The 17,782-nt window shown below is 46.2% G+C and carries 24 protein-coding genes; all 24 read right to left on the reverse strand.

The features are described 5' to 3' along the window. Positions 1-8: 8 nt before the first annotated feature. The gene (locus ACYF68_RS11390; protein ID WP_461046958.1) at positions 9-737 is read right to left on the reverse strand and encodes a hypothetical protein; all 729 of its coding nucleotides are present in this window, start codon (positions 735-737) and stop codon (positions 9-11) included. Between the two features lie 77 nt (positions 738-814). Further along, complete coding sequence (locus ACYF68_RS11395; protein WP_461046960.1) at positions 815-1,273, reverse strand: acylphosphatase; 459 nt, start codon at positions 1,271-1,273, stop codon at positions 815-817. After that, a complete protein-coding gene (locus ACYF68_RS11400; protein WP_461046962.1) occupies positions 1,243-2,073 on the reverse strand; it encodes a hypothetical protein in 831 nt (276 codons plus the stop codon). The genes ACYF68_RS11395 and ACYF68_RS11400 overlap by 31 nt, the downstream gene beginning before the upstream one ends. 448 nt (positions 2,074-2,521) lie before the next feature. Further along, positions 2,522-3,703 carry a YheC/YheD family protein gene (locus ACYF68_RS11405; protein WP_461046964.1) on the reverse strand — a complete coding sequence of 394 codons (1,182 nt, stop codon included), beginning with the start codon at positions 3,701-3,703 and terminating at the stop codon, positions 2,522-2,524. A gap of 101 nt (positions 3,704-3,804) precedes the next feature. Then, complete coding sequence (locus ACYF68_RS11410; protein WP_461046966.1) at positions 3,805-5,259, reverse strand: acylphosphatase; 1,455 nt, start codon at positions 5,257-5,259, stop codon at positions 3,805-3,807. A 68-nt stretch (positions 5,260-5,327) separates the two neighbouring features. After that, entirely contained in the window at positions 5,328-6,095 is a 768-nt protein-coding gene (locus tag ACYF68_RS11415; RefSeq protein ID WP_461046968.1) for an acylphosphatase, read from the reverse strand. Positions 6,096-6,102: 7 nt separating this feature from the next. Next, positions 6,103-6,699: an ATP-grasp domain-containing protein gene (locus ACYF68_RS11420; protein WP_461047610.1), complete on the reverse strand. Its 597-nt coding sequence runs from the start codon at positions 6,697-6,699 to the stop codon at positions 6,103-6,105. Continuing rightward, positions 6,675-6,995, reverse strand: a complete 321-nt coding sequence (locus ACYF68_RS11425) for a hypothetical protein (RefSeq protein ID WP_461046969.1) — start codon at positions 6,993-6,995, stop codon at positions 6,675-6,677. Before ACYF68_RS11425 ends, ACYF68_RS11420 begins: the two co-directional genes overlap by 25 nt. 17 nt (positions 6,996-7,012) lie before the next feature. Next, the gene (locus tag ACYF68_RS11430) at positions 7,013-7,702 is read right to left on the reverse strand and encodes a sugar-transfer associated ATP-grasp domain-containing protein (protein ID WP_461046971.1); all 690 of its coding nucleotides are present in this window, start codon (positions 7,700-7,702) and stop codon (positions 7,013-7,015) included. Between the two features lie 9 nt (positions 7,703-7,711). After that, positions 7,712-8,032, reverse strand: coding sequence for a hypothetical protein (locus ACYF68_RS11435; protein ID WP_461046973.1), 321 nt, complete (start codon positions 8,030-8,032; stop codon positions 7,712-7,714). A gap of 46 nt (positions 8,033-8,078) precedes the next feature. Then, complete coding sequence (locus tag ACYF68_RS11440; RefSeq protein WP_461046975.1) at positions 8,079-8,270, reverse strand: hypothetical protein; 192 nt, start codon at positions 8,268-8,270, stop codon at positions 8,079-8,081. Positions 8,271-8,272: 2 nt separating this feature from the next. Beyond that, entirely contained in the window at positions 8,273-8,563 is a 291-nt protein-coding gene (locus tag ACYF68_RS11445) for an ATP-binding protein (RefSeq protein ID WP_461047612.1), read from the reverse strand. 18 nt (positions 8,564-8,581) lie between these two features. Further along, positions 8,582-8,770: a hypothetical protein gene (locus tag ACYF68_RS11450; RefSeq protein WP_461046976.1), complete on the reverse strand. Its 189-nt coding sequence runs from the start codon at positions 8,768-8,770 to the stop codon at positions 8,582-8,584. A gap of 24 nt (positions 8,771-8,794) precedes the next feature. Then, a complete protein-coding gene (locus ACYF68_RS11455) occupies positions 8,795-9,130 on the reverse strand; it encodes a hypothetical protein (protein WP_461046978.1) in 336 nt (111 codons plus the stop codon). Between the two features lie 15 nt (positions 9,131-9,145). Beyond that, on the reverse strand, positions 9,146-9,580 hold the full coding sequence (locus ACYF68_RS11460; protein WP_461046980.1) for a CapA family protein: 435 nt from the start codon (positions 9,578-9,580) through the stop codon (positions 9,146-9,148). A gap of 80 nt (positions 9,581-9,660) precedes the next feature. Next, the gene (locus tag ACYF68_RS11465; protein WP_461046982.1) at positions 9,661-11,295 is read right to left on the reverse strand and encodes an acylphosphatase; all 1,635 of its coding nucleotides are present in this window, start codon (positions 11,293-11,295) and stop codon (positions 9,661-9,663) included. A gap of 21 nt (positions 11,296-11,316) precedes the next feature. Continuing rightward, positions 11,317-12,846 (reverse strand): acylphosphatase, encoded by a 1,530-nt coding sequence (locus ACYF68_RS11470; RefSeq protein WP_461046984.1) that lies wholly within the window; start codon positions 12,844-12,846, stop codon positions 11,317-11,319. A 144-nt stretch (positions 12,847-12,990) separates the two neighbouring features. Then, the gene (locus tag ACYF68_RS11475; RefSeq protein ID WP_461046986.1) at positions 12,991-13,149 is read right to left on the reverse strand and encodes a hypothetical protein; all 159 of its coding nucleotides are present in this window, start codon (positions 13,147-13,149) and stop codon (positions 12,991-12,993) included. Positions 13,150-13,166: 17 nt separating this feature from the next. Continuing rightward, a complete protein-coding gene (locus ACYF68_RS11480; RefSeq protein ID WP_461046987.1) occupies positions 13,167-14,300 on the reverse strand; it encodes an acylphosphatase in 1,134 nt (377 codons plus the stop codon). Then, positions 14,213-14,626 (reverse strand): hypothetical protein, encoded by a 414-nt coding sequence (locus tag ACYF68_RS11485; protein WP_461046989.1) that lies wholly within the window; start codon positions 14,624-14,626, stop codon positions 14,213-14,215. Before ACYF68_RS11485 ends, ACYF68_RS11480 begins: the two co-directional genes overlap by 88 nt. A gap of 42 nt (positions 14,627-14,668) precedes the next feature. Next, a complete protein-coding gene (locus ACYF68_RS11490; protein ID WP_461046990.1) occupies positions 14,669-15,859 on the reverse strand; it encodes an ATP-grasp fold amidoligase family protein in 1,191 nt (396 codons plus the stop codon). Then, positions 15,790-16,020 (reverse strand): hypothetical protein, encoded by a 231-nt coding sequence (locus tag ACYF68_RS11495; protein WP_461046992.1) that lies wholly within the window; start codon positions 16,018-16,020, stop codon positions 15,790-15,792. The genes ACYF68_RS11490 and ACYF68_RS11495 overlap by 70 nt, the downstream gene beginning before the upstream one ends. A gap of 13 nt (positions 16,021-16,033) precedes the next feature. After that, positions 16,034-17,281, reverse strand: a complete 1,248-nt coding sequence (locus ACYF68_RS11500) for a glycosyltransferase family 2 protein (RefSeq protein ID WP_461047613.1) — start codon at positions 17,279-17,281, stop codon at positions 16,034-16,036. Next, positions 17,164-17,757, reverse strand: coding sequence for a hypothetical protein (locus ACYF68_RS11505; protein ID WP_461046994.1), 594 nt, complete (start codon positions 17,755-17,757; stop codon positions 17,164-17,166). Before ACYF68_RS11505 ends, ACYF68_RS11500 begins: the two co-directional genes overlap by 118 nt. Positions 17,758-17,782 lie beyond the last annotated feature (25 nt).

The raw sequence follows: 17,782 nt of genomic DNA on the forward strand, positions 1-17,782 counted from the left end.
GCCATTACTTATATTGCGACCGATGAAGAACTCATATATCGGGCGGAAGATACCACCAAGGTGATGACGGCCAGCCCACCCACTACACCGGCAAACCATTTCTTCTGAGTCCGCGTGGCCCCCGGCAGGTTGATCCAGGCAAGTTGGACCAGCGCCACAGCGATAAAGGCCGCCATCGCCGTCCGGCTCGGCGTGATGACGTTCAGCATGATGAAGGCCGGCAACATATAAAAGAGCATGTAAGCATTCTTCTTCGGCATCAGAAGCAGGCCCGCTGTAAAGACAAATACAAGTGTCGCCCCCGATTCATTGAGCGTATGGTCAATCATCAACAGTGATGGCAGACTGATAAGCGCCGCAATGATCAGATACGTCACCAGGCGAGCGGGGATCCGATACATCAGTACAACAGTGAGCATCAGCCAGATGAGCATCTCCGACCAGACGAAATGGTCCTTCATCAGCATGCTCGCGGTCATAGTTGCAACATAGAGCCCCCACAGCACGAGAAAGTAGAGCCTGTATTTATTGAAGTCAACCTGACTATTTTTTCTTAGAAACACAAGGACCGTAAATAATATCAGAATCATGAACGGGTCCTGTGATGTCATCAGGCTCTGCATCGCCTTATAATCGATCATATAGAGGTTCGTCACTATAAAGAGGAGTGCAAATATCATGGTGAAAATAAATCCTTCGTATGTAGGCTTGATGTCTTTTATACTAATGCCAGCCATCAGTATTTTCCTCCTCATGGGGTCGAACGATAGCGACGAATGGCTTTGAGATAAGCCACCCGTCGCAATCGTTTTTCTTATTGGCCTCTTTTTCTTACACTAGCCAGTCTGCGGGTGAATTTTCTATAATTATTTTTTGATGTGTCCGGTCGGGTCTTCTTCAAGGCAGCTATTTCCTTTTTCAACTTTTTGTTTTCCTGCATCAGACTTTTAACTTTCTTGGGATCTAAAGATGGGTTCTCAATGATGTTGAATCCTTGCATTACGGGAGTGACGCGTTTTTTGCGTGTGAATTTCACCGGATGCTTAAACCGTCGGCATTTCTTTCTTAGGAGGGTCGTGAATGCATTAATGTCCTCACGGCTGCCTCCAAGCACTAGGGAAATCCTTTTTTCGGAAAGCTTTCTCACAGAGCCACTCACGCCACTTTTGACTGCTGTTGATTGTACCCATCCCAAAAAGCTTTTAGGAAACCCCTCTGCCATTAAAATGAAGCGTGTCAATCTTATATCTTCTGGTATGCTCGGGATTTCCATATACCCTGACTTTCCTCTTTTGGATGAAGTGTAAACATGGTCGAAGTCAAAATATAGACGTTCAGCCATTTCGCGATCATAATCTTTTGTGGCCGGAAAATAGTAATCCATAATCGCCTTCGGTACATCCCGTAAGGCATCACCAGATGAGACTCGTTCTTTTTTATGTCAGCATGCGGATTGATGTCGATAACACTATGTTCCTTAGAATCCTCATCAGTATTTATAATCACACTCCCTTGAAGAAGTCCGGGTATCGATTTGACCGCTTCCAACGCAAGTTTTCTTGCATCTTCATTAACCGCTTGGCCCGTAAGATGAAAGACCTTCTCCCCCACTACATACAGCTGACTGTTCCCTCCTTCAGGGTGCCTTTCCACTATAATTTTATGGCCATCCATTTTATTTTGTAAATATTCTATTGCTTGCCCCGTACTTTGGTCATCATGTATATGTTTGACTAAATTGTCGTCAGCTGATTTTAAAACGAGGGGATAGCTTTCTTTCTGGACATATTCCCTAATTGTTTCGAGCGGAGAAGATTCATCAAACACCTTGCCACCAGGAATTTTTATATCAGCCTTCTGCAGATGCTCCCTCAGTATGCTTTTATCAGCACAGATGGCTACGGCGTCTTCGGAAACACGGTCTCCTACAGAACCTTCAAAATGATGGGTGGTGATTCCATCGTCCAATATGTATTCGACCACTTCGTCCATTCTATTGGTATGGTCAATCTTGATTTGCAAGTTAAGTCCGCGTCTCCAACCTTCAAGTGCCGTGCTGTACCCTCTCAGCATATTTCCCTGACACGATCAGACATTGTGCCAAAAGATGGTTCATCTTTTTCTAGCATTTTATCAAGTCCCCTAATTTCTGAAGCACACTTTATATTCCAATATAAATGGCGTGGATAAATTTGTTATATGTTATATTGTATAGTATTTACACTTAAAAAGTAATGAGATAATAAATAGAGTGCAAGGTGAAATGTATTGGCATGTTCATCTTTCATGGAGGAACACAGGATGCCAGTAAAGGATTTCTCTAAATCTATAGATGAGTTGATATTATCGATAAATGTTAAAGAGAGATTAAAGAGCACAGTATAACCTTGTAATTCATCATTTAAGGGTTACCAACATCATAAAGAGGAATCCAAGTATAATGATAAAAATGAAGCTTCCATAACTAAATTTGAAGTTTTTCATACCGATTCCTCTTCAAGACGTTGGCCAAACTAAATAATCATCTATTCTTATACAATTTATCTTTCACCTCACTGAGTTTTCTGACTGGAGCACTTAAACGCCAAGAAGTGCTTGATTTGACCTTATTGTATTCCCTCCTGTAGAAATCTCTTTCATTGACCAAGGCAGTGTATTTTTCGTCTTCCTCTTTTTTGGTTTCTTCTTTGATTCCAAGTATATGGTCAAAGACATACTTATAATAATTGCTCCTCAAATAGGCCACTTCAGAGACAATGGTTTGAGTGCCTGGACCATCGTTCGCTTCAAAAATATATAACTTCCCATCGCGATCAATTCCAACGTCTACACCAAGTGACATGATGTGGGTGCCCCTAAGTTTTTCTATTTTATAAGGGATGATTGCACCTAAATCATCCAATTTCTTGTTAATGACTTTCGACTCTGTGCCGTAGTTTGCTTCCAAGAATTGCTTAACGTCGGCAATGCCACCGCCTTGAGCCATATTGGATATTACCTTTTGTCCGATGCCTATCCTGACATACTTTTTTGCGATCTGCCACTTGCCTTCGCCATTCTTCTCTAGATGTAACCTACAGTCAAAAGGGTCTCCCTGCAAAGTTCTCGAGCTGATATATTTTTGAAGGATGAACTTCTTGCCATCAATATTTTCGTAATAGAAGTCCTTCATCTCATCTTCATTGAAAAGAACTTCTTCCTTAAGATGTCCCACTTTATATTTGTCGTCTATCTTCTCGACTATATATATACCCTTGCCTTGGATGCCCCCGGCGGGCTTCAGCACAAATTTGTGATAAGTTGTTTCATGGGTCTTTATATCTTCATAACATTTCACATCATGAGTAGGTATTACAAAATCCTTATATTTCGGGTCTTTTTCCAATGCTTCCTGGAATGCCCGTTTATTCAAAACCTTTTTCCTGTTATCAGATAAAAAAGTCTTATTTTTTAAGTACTTGATTACTTCTCTGTTACGCTTCTTAAAGTTATATGGATTGATATCTATGAATTGCGGAATCTCCGTCTCCTTTTTAACCCACTCGTTATTCAGGAATAGCTTGCCTGTAGCGGTCCCTTTTTCTATATTTATATCGTTGGGCCTGAGATATACAATTTCAATTCCGTAATTGGTGCATATCAAAGATGTTATTTTAGCTAATTCCGTTGGGTTTCTGAAAGCGCCCATTATCCCTACAAGCATGATTTCCTCTCCTTTTAAAATAAGTCATAAAACAGATGCGATATGACAACATTCCTCTAATGATCTGTAATGTACTTCAGCGAAACTTGACGGGCATCCCCCTATTCCGTTTCTAATACAAATCCTATTTTATAGGGGCTATTTTCCATTCCCTTATCTTCTATCTTCACATAATCGACTTTGGATTTTTTTGATCCTTTGTAGCAGACATCTATAAATTCGTCGAAAATCTTTTCATCTGTAGCCATGGCATCAATTTCAACTTGCTTTGGCCCATTCTTCCGGATAGTGCCATGTATGTTCCGTTTAAGCGCCTGTCGTCTGATATAGTTCATATATCCTACTTTTTGAACTTTACCGTTGACGGTGAAGCATTTACGGTGCATTTCCTGGATCGGAGCTGGAGCAACCACTACTTCATCTGAAGCCCAAGTTTTTAATGGTTCGATAACACTGTGATAATCGAAATAGGCTAAGGATTTTTCCTTCTCCCTTGTTTCCGGGAAATAGTAATCGATGATTGCACCCGGGACGTCCCTCGCTTTTCCTTCCCAAGGGAATAGATGGAAGCTGATTTCAGCAGTTGCATTTATTTCAAGTACTACTCCTTTTCGATCATCTTCAGAATCAACGATGATATCCACCCCTGCGTGCGGAAGAGAAGGCACGACTTTCAGGGAGTCGATTGCTATCTGTTTAACTTCTTCTGATATCTTATCATTAGCTTCGATTGAATCACCACCTGAAGACAAGTTACTTTTCTCCCGTAGATATAACACCTTTCCTTCAGGTAATATGCTGTCCATTTCTAAACCATTATTCTTTAATGCGAGTTTGACTTCATAATCGATCTTGATCGGCTTTGACGCAAGATAAGGATTATCTTTCCTGGCTTCATTCTTTTCCTCTATCAGTTTACACACAGATTGGACACCGTCTCCAGTGATGTTTGCAGGGATTCGGTTAGTTACGGCAATTACCTCTTCATCCACTACATATATCCGATATTCCTGACCGTGATGATGTTTTTCCAGGATGATGCTCTTATACTTCTTATATCTCCTCTTGAAATCATCCAACGCATCCTGCAGTTCTCCAGTAGAATTTATATTAGTATAGACGCCTCGGCCCATGCTGCCGTTCAACGGTTTGATGATGACTGGGAAACCGATAATCTCTGCATACTCAAACATACGCTCGTCTTCTATATTAAAAATGCTGCCTTGTGGAGTCGGTACGCCCTGCTCTTTTAAAAGCTTCAACGTACTTTCTTTGTTGCCACATAGATTTACTGCCTTATTCGTCACTCCATCTCCTCTTGATCTCAGGAAATAATGGCTTTTATCTTCTGAGGACAGTGAGAAGAATTTACCTTGGGTGCTTCCTCCGACCCGATGCATTTTACACAGATCTGTCTCATCTTTATACCATGTTAATTTGAGACCTCTGCGCCATCCTTCTAAAGCAACTGAATATGCACATAATTTAAACCCCTTGATTCCCTCTACCACCTCTTCAGTGAGGTTATCTTTAAGTTCAACATTTCGTCCCACCATTTTGTGTCTCCTTAATATTAGATTTATTCAATTACTGTTTTTTATCGAATGTTCCAACAAATTTTATCTTAATTCTTTCTCTTTGCCATTTTCTTGGATAATAACCTCAAAGGTCTGGTGACTTGCCAAGACTTGCTGCTTTGGAAATCTTCATTTTCTTTTTTCAGTCTGGTTATCTCCTTTTCCAATTCTTTATTAGTTTTCTTTAAATCTACATTTATCTTTTTTAACTTCGTATTTGTTTTCTTCAGTTTCTGCAAGTGCCCATCATCAACAACTGGTATAGCTGCTCTTTGCTCAGGTTCAGCTTTTTCACTTTCAGCAGTTCGAATCACTTCAAATCCTGCCTCCAGGACACCTTGCCACTCCCCTTCTGTTATATTGTCTATCCGTACGCGTTTAGGAGAGTACTTTGCCAATATTTCTCGGAAATTATTGACATTTCTTTCTGTACCAGCCACTACGATTAATACAGATTTATCACTTCGCATCTCTACGAAACCATTCAGACTAAAATACCTTGCTTTTTTACGGACGAAACTTACAAAACCAACTTTCTCCAGTTTTCCTTTAATGATAAATGATTTTTTTATGATTTTTTCCTGCGGTAGCACGGGCATTATGATTTCATGTACATTTCCCGCCTTCAGCATTCCCGTCACTTTAGTGAAATCAAAGTAAAGGTCCGTTGTAATACGTTCTGTTCCAGGGAAGTAATAATCCATCAAGGCTGATGGTATATCCTGTGACTTTCCTTCCAGCGGGAACAAATGCCCGCCTAACCCCACACTTGAGTTCAATTCAATTACTTTGCCTGTTCCGTCTCTTTCATCCACTATGAGGTCAACACCACATTGAACCAGAGTCTGGCACAGATTTAGCAGCTTTTACCGCCACTTCCTTGACCTTGACATCAAGGATATCAGTGGCATCCACAGGGTCTCCCCCAGTAGAGAGGTTACTATTTTTCCTGAGCAGGATCCTCTCACCTTTTTGTGGGATGCTATCCAGATTATAGTCATAATCTTTAATGTTACGTTTGACCTCCGAGTCGATTTTAATCGACCGGCCACGGACACTTGGTATCTGTTGCCGTTCTGCATTTTTTATTTTTATCAATTTTCGTAGGCTATTCACCCCGTCTCCTATGACATTCGCCGGCAGCCGGTTGAGACCTGCGATGACTTCGCCATTTAATACATATATCCTGTATTCTTCACCGGGAATGAACTCTTCCAGAATGACCTCGTTGAAACCAAGTCTTTCTCTTACATATACAAGTGAGTCCTTTAATTCTTCCTCATTCCGGATATTGGCTATGACGCCTTTCCCCATTTTTCCGCTGGTCGGTTTCAACACTATGGGAAATTCAAGATGGTCCTCAGCATATTCAATGATTTGTTGATTGCTTTTATTTATGAATTTTTGTCCTTTGGGAATTGGTACACCTTCATTTTCAGATACTTTTTTGTCCTTGTCTTACTTGAAGAGATGCCCTTGGCTTTGCTTGTTACATCTGAGCCAGTTGAATACCTGAATTTCACTTCCCTAACCCCGTCTGATACTGTGTAGTTTATTCTGATTTCTTCACGGTATTTGGATTTGAATTCATAAAAGCTGACTTTGAGGCCTCTCCTCCAAGCTTCAAGTGCTATTGCGTAGATACTCAATTTATCTCCACTGATTGTAGCAGGTATGCTGTCTTTCAAGTGGTCGAGCCATTCCTCATTATTCAAAAATATCACGTCTTTCACTATTTTCTTTTTAAAATTGAAGATATTTTACGGACAGGAGCAGTGATTTTCCAGCTCGTACTTCTCTTCATCTTATTATATTCTTTCTTAAATTGATCACGTTCTTTTATCAGTTCTTCCTTTTCATCCTCGAGTTTCTTAATCCGTTTATTCTGCTTTTTCTGTGTTGGCTGGAGTTTCGCATAACTTTTATGGCGCGGCGATTTTTTATCGTTTCTTTCTTTATAGATGTACGCCAGCACTTCTTCTGTCAAATCCCCAAACAATGGCTTTTCTGAAAGCAGCTGATAAAACCACGTTCCACCTTTAAAATTGGCCTCTAGAAATACAGGTAATCCATCAGACCCCACCACTATATCCCAAGAAACGAAGTCGTGATGCAGTATATTCTTATGCAGATCGATTACATATTGCTTAAATTCATCGAAGTTAGGGATGGGTTCCATATCTTTAAACGGAAAGCCCGTGGTGGGATGCGTATCATGGATTTTAAAGCTTCTATCGAGGGCTTTATCCATAAATTCGCCATTATCCTTAACGCCGATGGAAACGCCTCCGTGGCTTGTATTATCGAGGACATTATTATTGGCCCCGAACCTCGCAAAAGTTAAAAGATACCTTACCTCACCTTTCCATCTGAACGTAACCATTCGCAGTGTATTGACTGAATCCGGGTGGGGATTAGACATTATCGTATGCTATTGTACCACTTTCTGGACCGAGAAGTTACCCCCGTATAACTTTCCCAGTGCCCGCATCGTCAACTTTCTGTCATCGAAATATAGGAAACCGTCACGGTAATATATTTTTTTAATGCCTTGCCCATTGTTCGTATTACTTGGTTTCACTATAAAATCTTCTTTAAAAGACAACATCTCATTTAAAGCGTCCGACTCATCCAAACAATTGTTTTGCTGATCGAAATAAAGTCCATGTGCCCTCTTGATGACAGTCTCAGCTGCTCTCTCTGCAAGAATTAACTTGTCATATAAATTCTTCTCCTTATAGCTCTCATTCATCTCCTGATCGTTGAAGAAAGGAATGACCTGATTCCAAGATACCTTATTATGTATCAGCCTCGGTTCTTTTTTGCCGGTATGGAATTTTCATACGTTCCTCATTTTTATATTCCAATAGCTGCTGAATGGTATCTTTTCCGTTTCCGATGACGCTTGCAGGATCCCGTTTAAAGACGCCAACGACCTCGTCTCCGACCACATATAGGCGATGATCTTCCCCTTGGAAATGCTTCTCCACTATTACTTTTCATTTTTGAGTTGGACCCTTACATATTGGAGTGCTTGCTGTATTTCTTCAGCATTTTTGATATTCGCTATGACGCCGGCCCCACCTGTGCCGTCAGTCGGCTTTAGGACTAGAGGATAGCCTAGCTGCTCAGCATATTTTTGGATTTCTTCGTCACTGTCATTCTTATTGAATACTTCTCCTTGAGGCGTTTTGACTCCCGCTTCAACCAGATGTTTTTTGGTTAGATCTTTATTTATGCATATCTTAACGGCTTCCTTAGAGACCAGATCGCCTCTTGTTATCTGGAAGTAATGTGATTTTTATTTATTACCCAGTACGTACTCAATCACCTTTGATTTCTTTCTGAAATAGTTCACTCTGATTTTTAAATCCAAGCCTCTTCTCCAACCTTCCAGCGCAATGCTGTAACCGCTGGACATATAGCCATGGGCATGCTTAGGCAGTGCGTCCTTGAGGTGCCGGAGATATCTTTCATCGCTGTTACTCATATCAGGATGCTCCTTTTATTGATTTTATGAAATGGTCATATCCGGGATGAATTGTCCTAGTCGCTTTTTCACGTCATGGTATACCTGTTCACTCTCGAAATCTCCGTGATCTGTTTTGATATATTCTCTTTCTTTCACTATATCTTCAAGCATATACAATTTATAATTTTTCTTATCTGTACTGTCGGTGAAGGTCAATTTCAGATTCGGCTTATCGACTTTAAGTATCGGGTTATCACCTGAAGGTTTTTCGATATCGACCGTCATTATTGCGCCAATCTGTCTATACAATCCCTTCTGGCCCGAGAAGAAGTTCCCTAGGGAATACATCGTCAGCGTTTCTTTGCCTCTGGAGTTCAATATGAATTCAGGCGGCTACAGAACATGGGGATGATGTCCTATTATCACATCAGCACCAGCATCTGATAAAGAAGCAGATATTTCCCTCTGGTCAGTTGTCGGACGCATCTGGTACTCTTTACCGTAATGAAGCGAAAGCACCACTACATCAGCCAAGCCTTCAGATTTGACCTTCCTTATCTTCCGTTCGATTTCTCTTACATTCATACTCTCATAATGATCGACCATGTAGGGTTTATCCTTTGGCAGTTTGACTGCCTTCATCTTACGAGTATATGATATGAAGCACACTTTCAAACCATTCTTTTCGACTATTCTAAGCCTCTCCTGGTCTTCTGCTGACTTGTAGGCACCAACGTAATCCAACCCTATTTTTTCCCAGTTTTCAATGGATTTCAGGACGCCTTCTTCCCCTTTATCCATTATGTGGTTATTGGCTAGGGTTACCATGTCCACACCAAATTTTTTAGTGTGTAGCCAATCTCCATCGGACTGTTGAACTTAGGGTAATTCGATATGCCAAGTTCCTCTCATCCAATAATCGATTCCTGATTTACAATGGTCAGATCCCCTTGTTCCAAGTGGGGTCTGGCTTCACTTAAAAGTGAAACGAAATTATATCCGGGTCTTATTTTCCTTTTGGCTTTTCTGCACAATCTTGTATGGAGGAGGATATCCCCCGTTGCCACTAATGTAATCTTCTTCGTCATTTTCCCACCATCTTTATCTTTATTCATCTTCTTTTTATTTCGAATCCTATCCGGATTCTTTTTCCACACGTAATCTTTTATGGCTGTTACTCGGGCACGCCTTGGCCCTTCGAAACACAAGTCTTTGAACTTTTCGACCCGATTTTTGTCGGGGCCTCCGACGACGACTACCACATCGCCATTCTTTAAGTTCCGGGCGTAACCATGAAGCCCTTCTTTGATGGCGGCCCTTTCAGCCCACACGCGGTAGCCGACTCCCTGGACCTTGCCTGAGATGACGTAGCGCTTCGCATAGATTTCACCTTTTGGTGCATCGGTGACGGTGAGAGACTGGATTGCGTTGCTGCGGAATTGGTCGAGTATCCCTTTATAGTCAAAATAGAGCACATTGCTCCGCTCAACATCTCTTGTTTCCGGGAAATAGTAATCGATGATCTTCTCTGCGATGTTGCGGTGTGTCCCATGGATCGGGAACGTGTGGAGTGCTATGCCTGCAGTGCTGTTGACTTCTATCACTACGGCTTGGTCTCCATTCACTATCATATCCACACCCGCATGCACCAATCCGGGGATGGCTTTGACCGCTTCTACCGCAACGTCCTTCACTTCAGGGCTGATATCATCGGTGACATCGACCGAATCGCCGCCTGAAGACATGTTGCTTTCGCCTTTCAGGTAGACGGTCTCTCCTGCGTCAATGACATCGTGCAAGTCGAAATTTTGTTTGGCCAGGTAATCTCTGAGCCTGTCATCAATCTTTATCAGTCGTGTGGCGGTATGCGGATTCTCTTTCCTCAATTCGTTCTTGTCGTTGATCAGCTGTTCGATGGAAGACCGCCCGTCGCCTGTGACGTTTGCCGGTATGCGCTTGGTGGCGGCGATGGCTTCGTCGCCCACTACATACACCCGCATCTCCTCACCGTCGATATGCTGTTCCACAAGGAAGTCGGTATAGTCGAATGTCTTCTTGGTGTACGCGAGGTTGTCAAGAAATGCCTCAGATGACTGTATGTCGGTGGCCACCCCTTTGCCGAGGCTGCCGAACCTCGGCTTCAGTACAAAGGGGCCTGAATTTTGGAAGATTCTTTTAGCAACGGCTTCGGCATCATCTTCGTCTGTAAATCCAAACCCTTCCGGAACCGGCACACCAGCCTGTTCGAGATACTGTTTCGTCCGTCCTTTGTCCGTGCCGATGTCCACTGCTTCGTTTGAAACCATGTCGCCCCTCGACCTGTAGAAGAAATGGGTCTTATCGTCTGAAGCGAGTGAAAAGAGTTTACCGATGGGATCGAACCCAATCAGTCTTATATTGGTTTCTTTGGTGCCGTGCTCATGGAAGGTCAGCGTTAACCCTCGGCGCCATCCTTCCAATGCCAGCATAAAGGCGTCCAAGTTGAAGCGGCGCACGCCTCTCGCCATTTCCTTATCCAACCAGTCGGGATAGATTTCTGTCATTTGAATCCCCCTCATCCTGTTCTATTTGTCACTTCTCTTCTTGATCTGCTGACTTAACATGCGAAGTGGCTTCGTCGCTTTCCATGAAGTGCTGTTCACGATATGTTTATTGTCTTTGACGATTCTGTCTCGCTGTTGTCTGATATGGGATAGGTCGTCTTCCATCTTGCGCAGGGCATGCTGGACGGATTTGATGCTCCTCGTGTTGTATTTCTCTGCGATTTCAAAGCCGACAGTGACAGGCTCGTCCCACTTCTCGGCGGTGACTTTATTTATCTTTGACGCTTGCGGATAGTTGTGGATCTGTTTCTTGAACTCATTAATCATCGACTTGTCGGTGCCGGCGACGATGATTTCAATCTCGTCGAACACCATATTTTTGACGTAGCCGTGGAGATCGCGGTCGAGCGCCTCCTTCTTCAGGAAACGATGGAAGCTGTAGCGCTGGACATCACCCTTTACGACATATCGTCTGGCGTATAGCTCACCCATCGGTGCCGGTGCGACTTCAACTTCCAGTGCCGCCCGATTCTCAAGCGGCTCCAGCACATTGATGAAATCAAAATATACTTTGGAACTGGTTGTATCCATCCCTTTTGTTTCAGGGAAATAATAATCGATGATCGCACCTGGAATATCACGCGCCGTACCACGCAGCGGGAAGAGCGCACCGCCAATCTGGGCGGTTGGATTGAGCTCGATGACGACGGCCGGGACATCCTGTGCCCGGTTTTCATTGACGATGATATCCACACCACCGTGCTTGAAGCCTGGGATGGCTTTTAATGCATCGACGGCGATCTGCTTGATTTCGTCGGACAGTTCGTCGGTGGCATCAAGCGGGTCGCCGCCTGTCGAGACGTTGGTCTTCTTCCTCAGATAGACCCGCTCCCCTTTCTCGGGAATGCTGGTCAAAGCGTATCCCGCTTCCTGGATATACTCTGGAATCTCCTTGTCGATTTCTATCAGACAGCTGTTCAGGCGTGCATTCCTTCGTCTTTCCCTGTTCTTCAGCTCTATAAGCTCGTTGATGTCGTGCACCCCATCACCGATCACGTTCGCCGGCTTACGGTTATAGATGGCGATGACCGAGTCATCCACCACGTATACCCGGTATTCTTCGCCATCGACGTGCTGTTCGACGATCACTTCCTGATAACCGAGCTCCTGACGGATGTAATGGATCGCAGCAAGGAATTCCTCATCGCTCCTGATGTTGGTCACGACACCATCACCTTGGCTTGCGTTGGTTGGCTTCAAGACGAGTGGATAGTCGAGTGTCTTTGAGTAGCTGATGATTTCCTCATCGGTCGCCTCTTCCGAAAACCCTTTACCAAGCGGGACCGGCACGCCCTTCTCTTTGAGCACTTCTTTAGTATCGTCTTTTTCGGATCCGATGATGACCGCTTCATTGCTGACAAGGTCGCCACGTGTCCTGAAGAAATAATGCGTCTTCTCTTCCGACGCCAGCGAGAATAGCCGGCCGGGTGGGTTCACTCCGAATATGATCATATCATCGAAGTGCTCTGAATCTTTCGTATACCAAGTCAATTTGAGTCCTCTGCGCCAGCCTTCAAGCGCTACAGCATAGGCATCGAGACGTGTCTTTCTGGCATTTTTGACGATCTCCCCGTGAGTTGGGGTAGACTGATGCCTTCATTTTCATTCACTTCTGGTTTCCCCCTTGCATCATTTTCATTTGCGGTTCTTCTTCACCTTTTTGACGATGCCGCCAGCCAGGCGCACCGGTAATGTCACTTTCCAGGATGTACTGCCCTGGAATTTTCTATTTTCGACTTCTGCTTTTTTTCTTTCATAGTCGGTGATGTCGAGTTCCCTCTTATATTCTTTCAATGTCTTCAGCTGGTCCTTCAGATCGGATTTGATTTCAAATCCTGCCTTATCGGCCCATTATATTCTTCTTTTGTGACTTCGAAGACTTGAGCGCGTTCCTCATCTTCCCACAATCCATTTTCGAAGTCGTCAACCATTTCCTGATCATTGCCGCCGACCACCACTTCGATGGCACCGTCTTCAATGCTCATCACATAACCATGAAGATTGCGTTCGAACGCCTGCTTACGCAAGCCACGGTGGTAGCCCACATTCTGGACATAGCCCGTCACCCTATATTTCTTCGCGTAGATTGTACCGACCGGCGACGGCGCAACAGTTGTCTTGACCGCGTCCCTCGACTGCAATGGATCGAGCAGATCGTGGAAGTCGAAATAGGTACGTGTGCGGTCCACATCGTGATGCTTCGTTTCCGGGAAATAATAGTCGATGATACGTGCTGGGATATCCCGCGCCTGGCCTTCTACCGGGTACAGCAGTCCACCAAGCTGGGATGTCGGATTCAATTCGATGACATGGCCTGTCTCTTTTCCTTCTTCACCTGAAATCATCATATCGACCGCACCATGGTTCAATCCCGGTATGGCCGCTAAAGCCGCCGCTGCAGTCTCTTTTATGTGATTCGGCAGCGTGTCGAACACATCTACAGGGTCGCCCCCGATCGAGATGTTCCCTTTATCGCTCAAATACACCTTTTCACCTTTCGCCGGTACCGTGCTGAGGTCATAGTTGCTGCGGGCGAGGTAGTTTTCTGTGTTCTTGTCGATGATGATCGGACAGCTTATGAGTCTTGGGTTTTCCCGCCTTAAGGTATTCTTCTGCCTGATCAGCTGTCTGATGGCGTGTTCTCCGTCGCCAGTGACATTTGGCGGAATCCGGTGCATGGCCGCAACAGTCTGACCGTCGACGACATAGAACCTATGATCCTGCCCTTTAACGTACTGCTCCAATATGACTTCCTGGAACCCGTCCTTCTCGCGCACATCTACCAGTGCACGTTCCAGTTCGCCGGTACTCAATATGTTCGTGACGACCCCCTTGCCGAAACTGCCATCCGTCGGCTTCAGCACGACGGGATAGCCGAGCTCGGCTGCATACTGCATGATGGCGTCATCCTTTTCATCGGCGCCAAACTGTCGGCCTTCCGGCACGGGACACCCGCTTTCGTCAATGCCACTTTCGTTTCGTGCTTATCCTTGCCGGCAAGTACTGCTTCATTCGTCACCTTATCGCCGCGCGACCTGAAGAAGTAGTGGGTCCTGTCTTTAGAACTGAGTGAAAAGAGCTGGCCCGGCCGATCCACCGACCACGTCTCCATATCCTTGAAATGCTCCGAGTCCTTTACATGCCACCTGAGCTTCAGTCCCCGTCGCCAGCCTTCCAATGCGACGACATATGCATCCAAAAATATGCCTTCAACTTCCGCTACGATTTCCGCCGATAAGTGAGGCAGCCAGTTCCTGTTCATCTCCATCATGCATTCCTCCTAATTTCCATCTTCACGTGCCGCTTCATTCCTTCAATTCCTTATATGTACTGAATCCCTTCTGCTCAAACAGATCCTGCTCAAGACGGGCTTCCGCTTCAAGGAAGCAGTCGCCCATCCGCCGGTCCGTCTCTTTACTGAAGCCGTCGTAGTCACCGGGCTTCGGTGTGAATTCCCCAATACCAACCCCGCTTCCGAACGCAGGAAATCGATCCGTATGAATGGTGCTGGGATTTCGGCGCTGATGGCAGCTGCCATATCCATCTCCTCTTGGCTGACGCCTTTGCCGTTGAACGGGACTTCGTCGTATTTGCCGGTGACCACCCTGTTGCCTTGTGTATCCCACCAACAGTATTTGAGTTCCGGATAGCGCTTGATTTCAAGCACCAGGCCGACTTTACCGTAGAAGCAGTAGAATTTGACGTCGCTTGCAGGCAGTTGGTTCGTTTTATCCTCAAGGATCTGTTCCTCAACCATCCAGTCGTCCTGTGCCACCGATTTGTCGGCGAGATCCTGTTTCATGCTTGTGATGAGTGCGTCACTGCTGGTGAGCGCTTTTGCACGTTTGAGGTCTATTATATCATTTTGGCTGTTGATGAGGTACACCCCGCGGGCACCCGCCCCCTCCACCGGCTTGACGACGGTCATGGCTTCAACCGGTAACGTATCTATCGTGTATGTCCGGTCATGTGTATGCGGGCGCTTGATGCCCAAGGCATCGGCGAACCGGATGCCAGTCTGCTTGTCATCCAATCGCCATTCCGGCAAGTCCCCTGCAAGCTGGCCTTTCCTTAGGCGCATATTGAGGCTTGCACTGAAGGAGGCTGCCTGCTTGAGCGGCATCGGGTCATCGACAAATGCTTCCCGCATCATGAATTCGGGGATATCTTCAATCTTCAATCCGTCCGCCAGCATGGCATAGATCATCTGCCTGACAGGTGTTTCTTCTTTCATCGACAGCCGTCCGGCGAATGTCAATGCGTCCCTGTAGTCTTCATCAAGCTGATTCTTCTGTCTGACGGCCTGTTCGATGAAGCGCATGAGGGTCCCATCATTGTGGGCTTCCCGCACAGCGTTTTGTGTCCTGATCCGGTTCATCGCACCGCTGTCGAGCTCGGCAAGATGGTGCTGCATGGCCAGTTCTTCATTTTCCCTTATGGCAGAAGCAAGCGCCGCTTCAAGGATTTCCTTTTCCCCTCCTGTGGTGCGCCTTTTTGTACCCATCCGAGCCGTTGTGCCGTGCGGTATGTCCGGCTGCCTTCAATCTGGCCGATCCTTTTGGTCATCGCCGCTGTATGCCGTGATGCTTTTCTGATTTCCGCCTTCGTTTCCATCAATGCCTTCAGCAGCTTCTTGCTGCCTGTTCCATCCTGCTCCGTCGCCATGATGTGCCCTCCTTCATGTTTTGGGTCTGTCCTCTATCAGCCAGTCCTTCAGTTTGGATTCATAATCCGTCCAATCCTCAGCAGATAATCTGATGCCGCTCCGGTTGATTGTCTGTCTCGCGGCACCGCTTACAGGATGCCATATTATCTCCTTGCCGATATATTCGGCGGCATGCCTGGCACATCTCCTGAGGTCGCGTTCAGCACCATCCGTGATGCCGCGTGCGATGCGTGCCTTGATGTGTGGCACATAGTGCTGGGGCACCATGAACACTTCCGGGTGTCTGATGAGCAATACGCTGGCCTCGATCGATTCACCGTAGACGAGCATCTGGACGCTGTCCCCGTCGATCATCCGGCGGATGCTTTCGTCCACTTTTTTCGGAAGCGTCGCATCATAATGGTTCATCTGAACCAGACCGGTGCGTAAGCCCCGTTGCCTGTTCACTTCGATTTCCCTAATTGTTGCCTGATGACGTGCTGCAGGCAGGCGGAAGTCGCCGATTATGACGACATCGAATGCCCTGTAGCCATCCGGCTGCTTTTCCCGTCTGACCCACATCGGTTCCGGCACTGGATAGGGCCGTACGGTTTGCCCAGGGAGATACTTCAGAGCCCCGGCCGCAGTGTTTTGATGATGCCTTCTGTGCACCTCCGCATATTCCTTCCTGACCCCCATCAGAAAGCCCTTATAACCAAAAGCTGCGCTGCCGGTCAATGAGCCGGAGGCCTGGCGAGGGAAGGAAAGCGGGCCGGTGTCAAGGTCGACCAGGACCTCTTCACCGAAAAGTGCCGCGAGCCGCCTTTTGAATTCACTGTCCGCCGCAAAGCGCACCTCGTCCCAAAATCCCGCGCGTTCAAGCACTTCTTTCCTTCTGAACATCAATGACGACATATTGGGGAATATGTAGCGCCCTGGTGTGCCCCGCCTATGCAGCATCAGTGCCTCCGTCAGCCTGGAGTGCGCCGAAGTGTTGGCGATGATGCCGTCATTGCAGAGCAGATGGCGGGCCTGTATGGCGATCTTTTCGGGGTGCGACCAGTCATCGGCGTCATTCACCGTAACGAGCAATCCTGTAGCTTGCTCCAGTGCAATGTTGCGCGCCACATATGGGCCGCTGTTTACAGGAGTGGACAAGACCTTCACCCGGTCGTCCATCGCCTGGAACTCTCGGGCGACTGAAAGCGTGTCGTCCGTACTGCAGTCGTCGACGATGATGAGTTCGATGTTGTGCCATGTCTGGGCGAGGATCGAGCTGATCCCGTCTTGATGCCGTCCGCTGAATTGTAGGCCGGCATGATCACTGTCACCTTCGGTCCCCGCACTTCCTCCGGTTTGTCTGCTACAGTCAAGCCTTCATACGAATTGCCGGTAAAGGTGATCAGCGCCAGATTGTATAGCGCCATGGCTTTATTGATCCATTCTGCGCGACGCGCCAAAGTCTCTTCGAGATTCGCCATCGCCAAGTATAGATCGGCATGGTGCTGGTGCATCACGCTTGATAGTATGGCCTTGGCCGATTGCGTAAGCCCGAGCAGCACGGCACTTTCTGCCGTAATGATTGCGGTGCGCCTTAAATCATCTCGGTCGCGGACGCCCTTGACAGCGTCTGGTGCGTAGTGAAACACCTGCTCGGCGTCTGATGGCGTATAGGCATTGGCGTGCCACAGGGCCAGTTCCCAAGCTGCCGCCTGCTTGAGGTTTTTATCCCGCGTTGTACGGTATAGCGTATTCAAGTCACGCAGCGCCTGTTCTGTGAAG

It is taken from the genome of Salinicoccus sp. CNSTN-B1 (assembly GCF_054792835.1).

Excerpts from the sequence above, each read along its gene's own strand:
- ACYF68_RS11390 (WP_461046958.1), bottom strand. The coding sequence starts at position 737 with ATGGCTGGCATTAGTATAAAAGACATCAAGCCTACATACGAAGGATTT.
- ACYF68_RS11395 (WP_461046960.1), bottom strand. The coding sequence starts at position 1,273 with ATGGAAATCCCGAGCATACCAGAAGATATAAGATTGACACGCTTCATT.
- ACYF68_RS11400 (WP_461046962.1), bottom strand. The coding sequence starts at position 2,073 with ATGCTGAGAGGGTACAGCACGGCACTTGAAGGTTGGAGACGCGGACTT.
- ACYF68_RS11405 (WP_461046964.1), bottom strand. The coding sequence starts at position 3,703 with ATGCTTGTAGGGATAATGGGCGCTTTCAGAAACCCAACGGAATTAGCT.
- ACYF68_RS11410 (WP_461046966.1), bottom strand. The coding sequence starts at position 5,259 with ATGGTGGGACGAAATGTTGAACTTAAAGATAACCTCACTGAAGAGGTG.
- ACYF68_RS11430 (WP_461046971.1), bottom strand. The coding sequence starts at position 7,702 with ATGTCTAATCCCCACCCGGATTCAGTCAATACACTGCGAATGGTTACG.
- ACYF68_RS11435 (WP_461046973.1), bottom strand. The coding sequence starts at position 8,032 with ATGAATGAGAGCTATAAGGAGAAGAATTTATATGACAAGTTAATTCTT.
- ACYF68_RS11450 (WP_461046976.1), bottom strand. The coding sequence starts at position 8,770 with ATGAGTAACAGCGATGAAAGATATCTCCGGCACCTCAAGGACGCACTG.
- ACYF68_RS11460 (WP_461046980.1), bottom strand. The coding sequence starts at position 9,580 with ATGGTAACCCTAGCCAATAACCACATAATGGATAAAGGGGAAGAAGGC.
- ACYF68_RS11465 (WP_461046982.1), bottom strand. The coding sequence starts at position 11,295 with ATGACAGAAATCTATCCCGACTGGTTGGATAAGGAAATGGCGAGAGGC.
- ACYF68_RS11485 (WP_461046989.1), bottom strand. The coding sequence starts at position 14,626 with ATGATGGAGATGAACAGGAACTGGCTGCCTCACTTATCGGCGGAAATC.
- ACYF68_RS11490 (WP_461046990.1), bottom strand. The coding sequence starts at position 15,859 with ATGGGTACAAAAAGGCGCACCACAGGAGGGGAAAAGGAAATCCTTGAA.
- ACYF68_RS11495 (WP_461046992.1), bottom strand. The coding sequence starts at position 16,020 with ATGGCGACGGAGCAGGATGGAACAGGCAGCAAGAAGCTGCTGAAGGCA.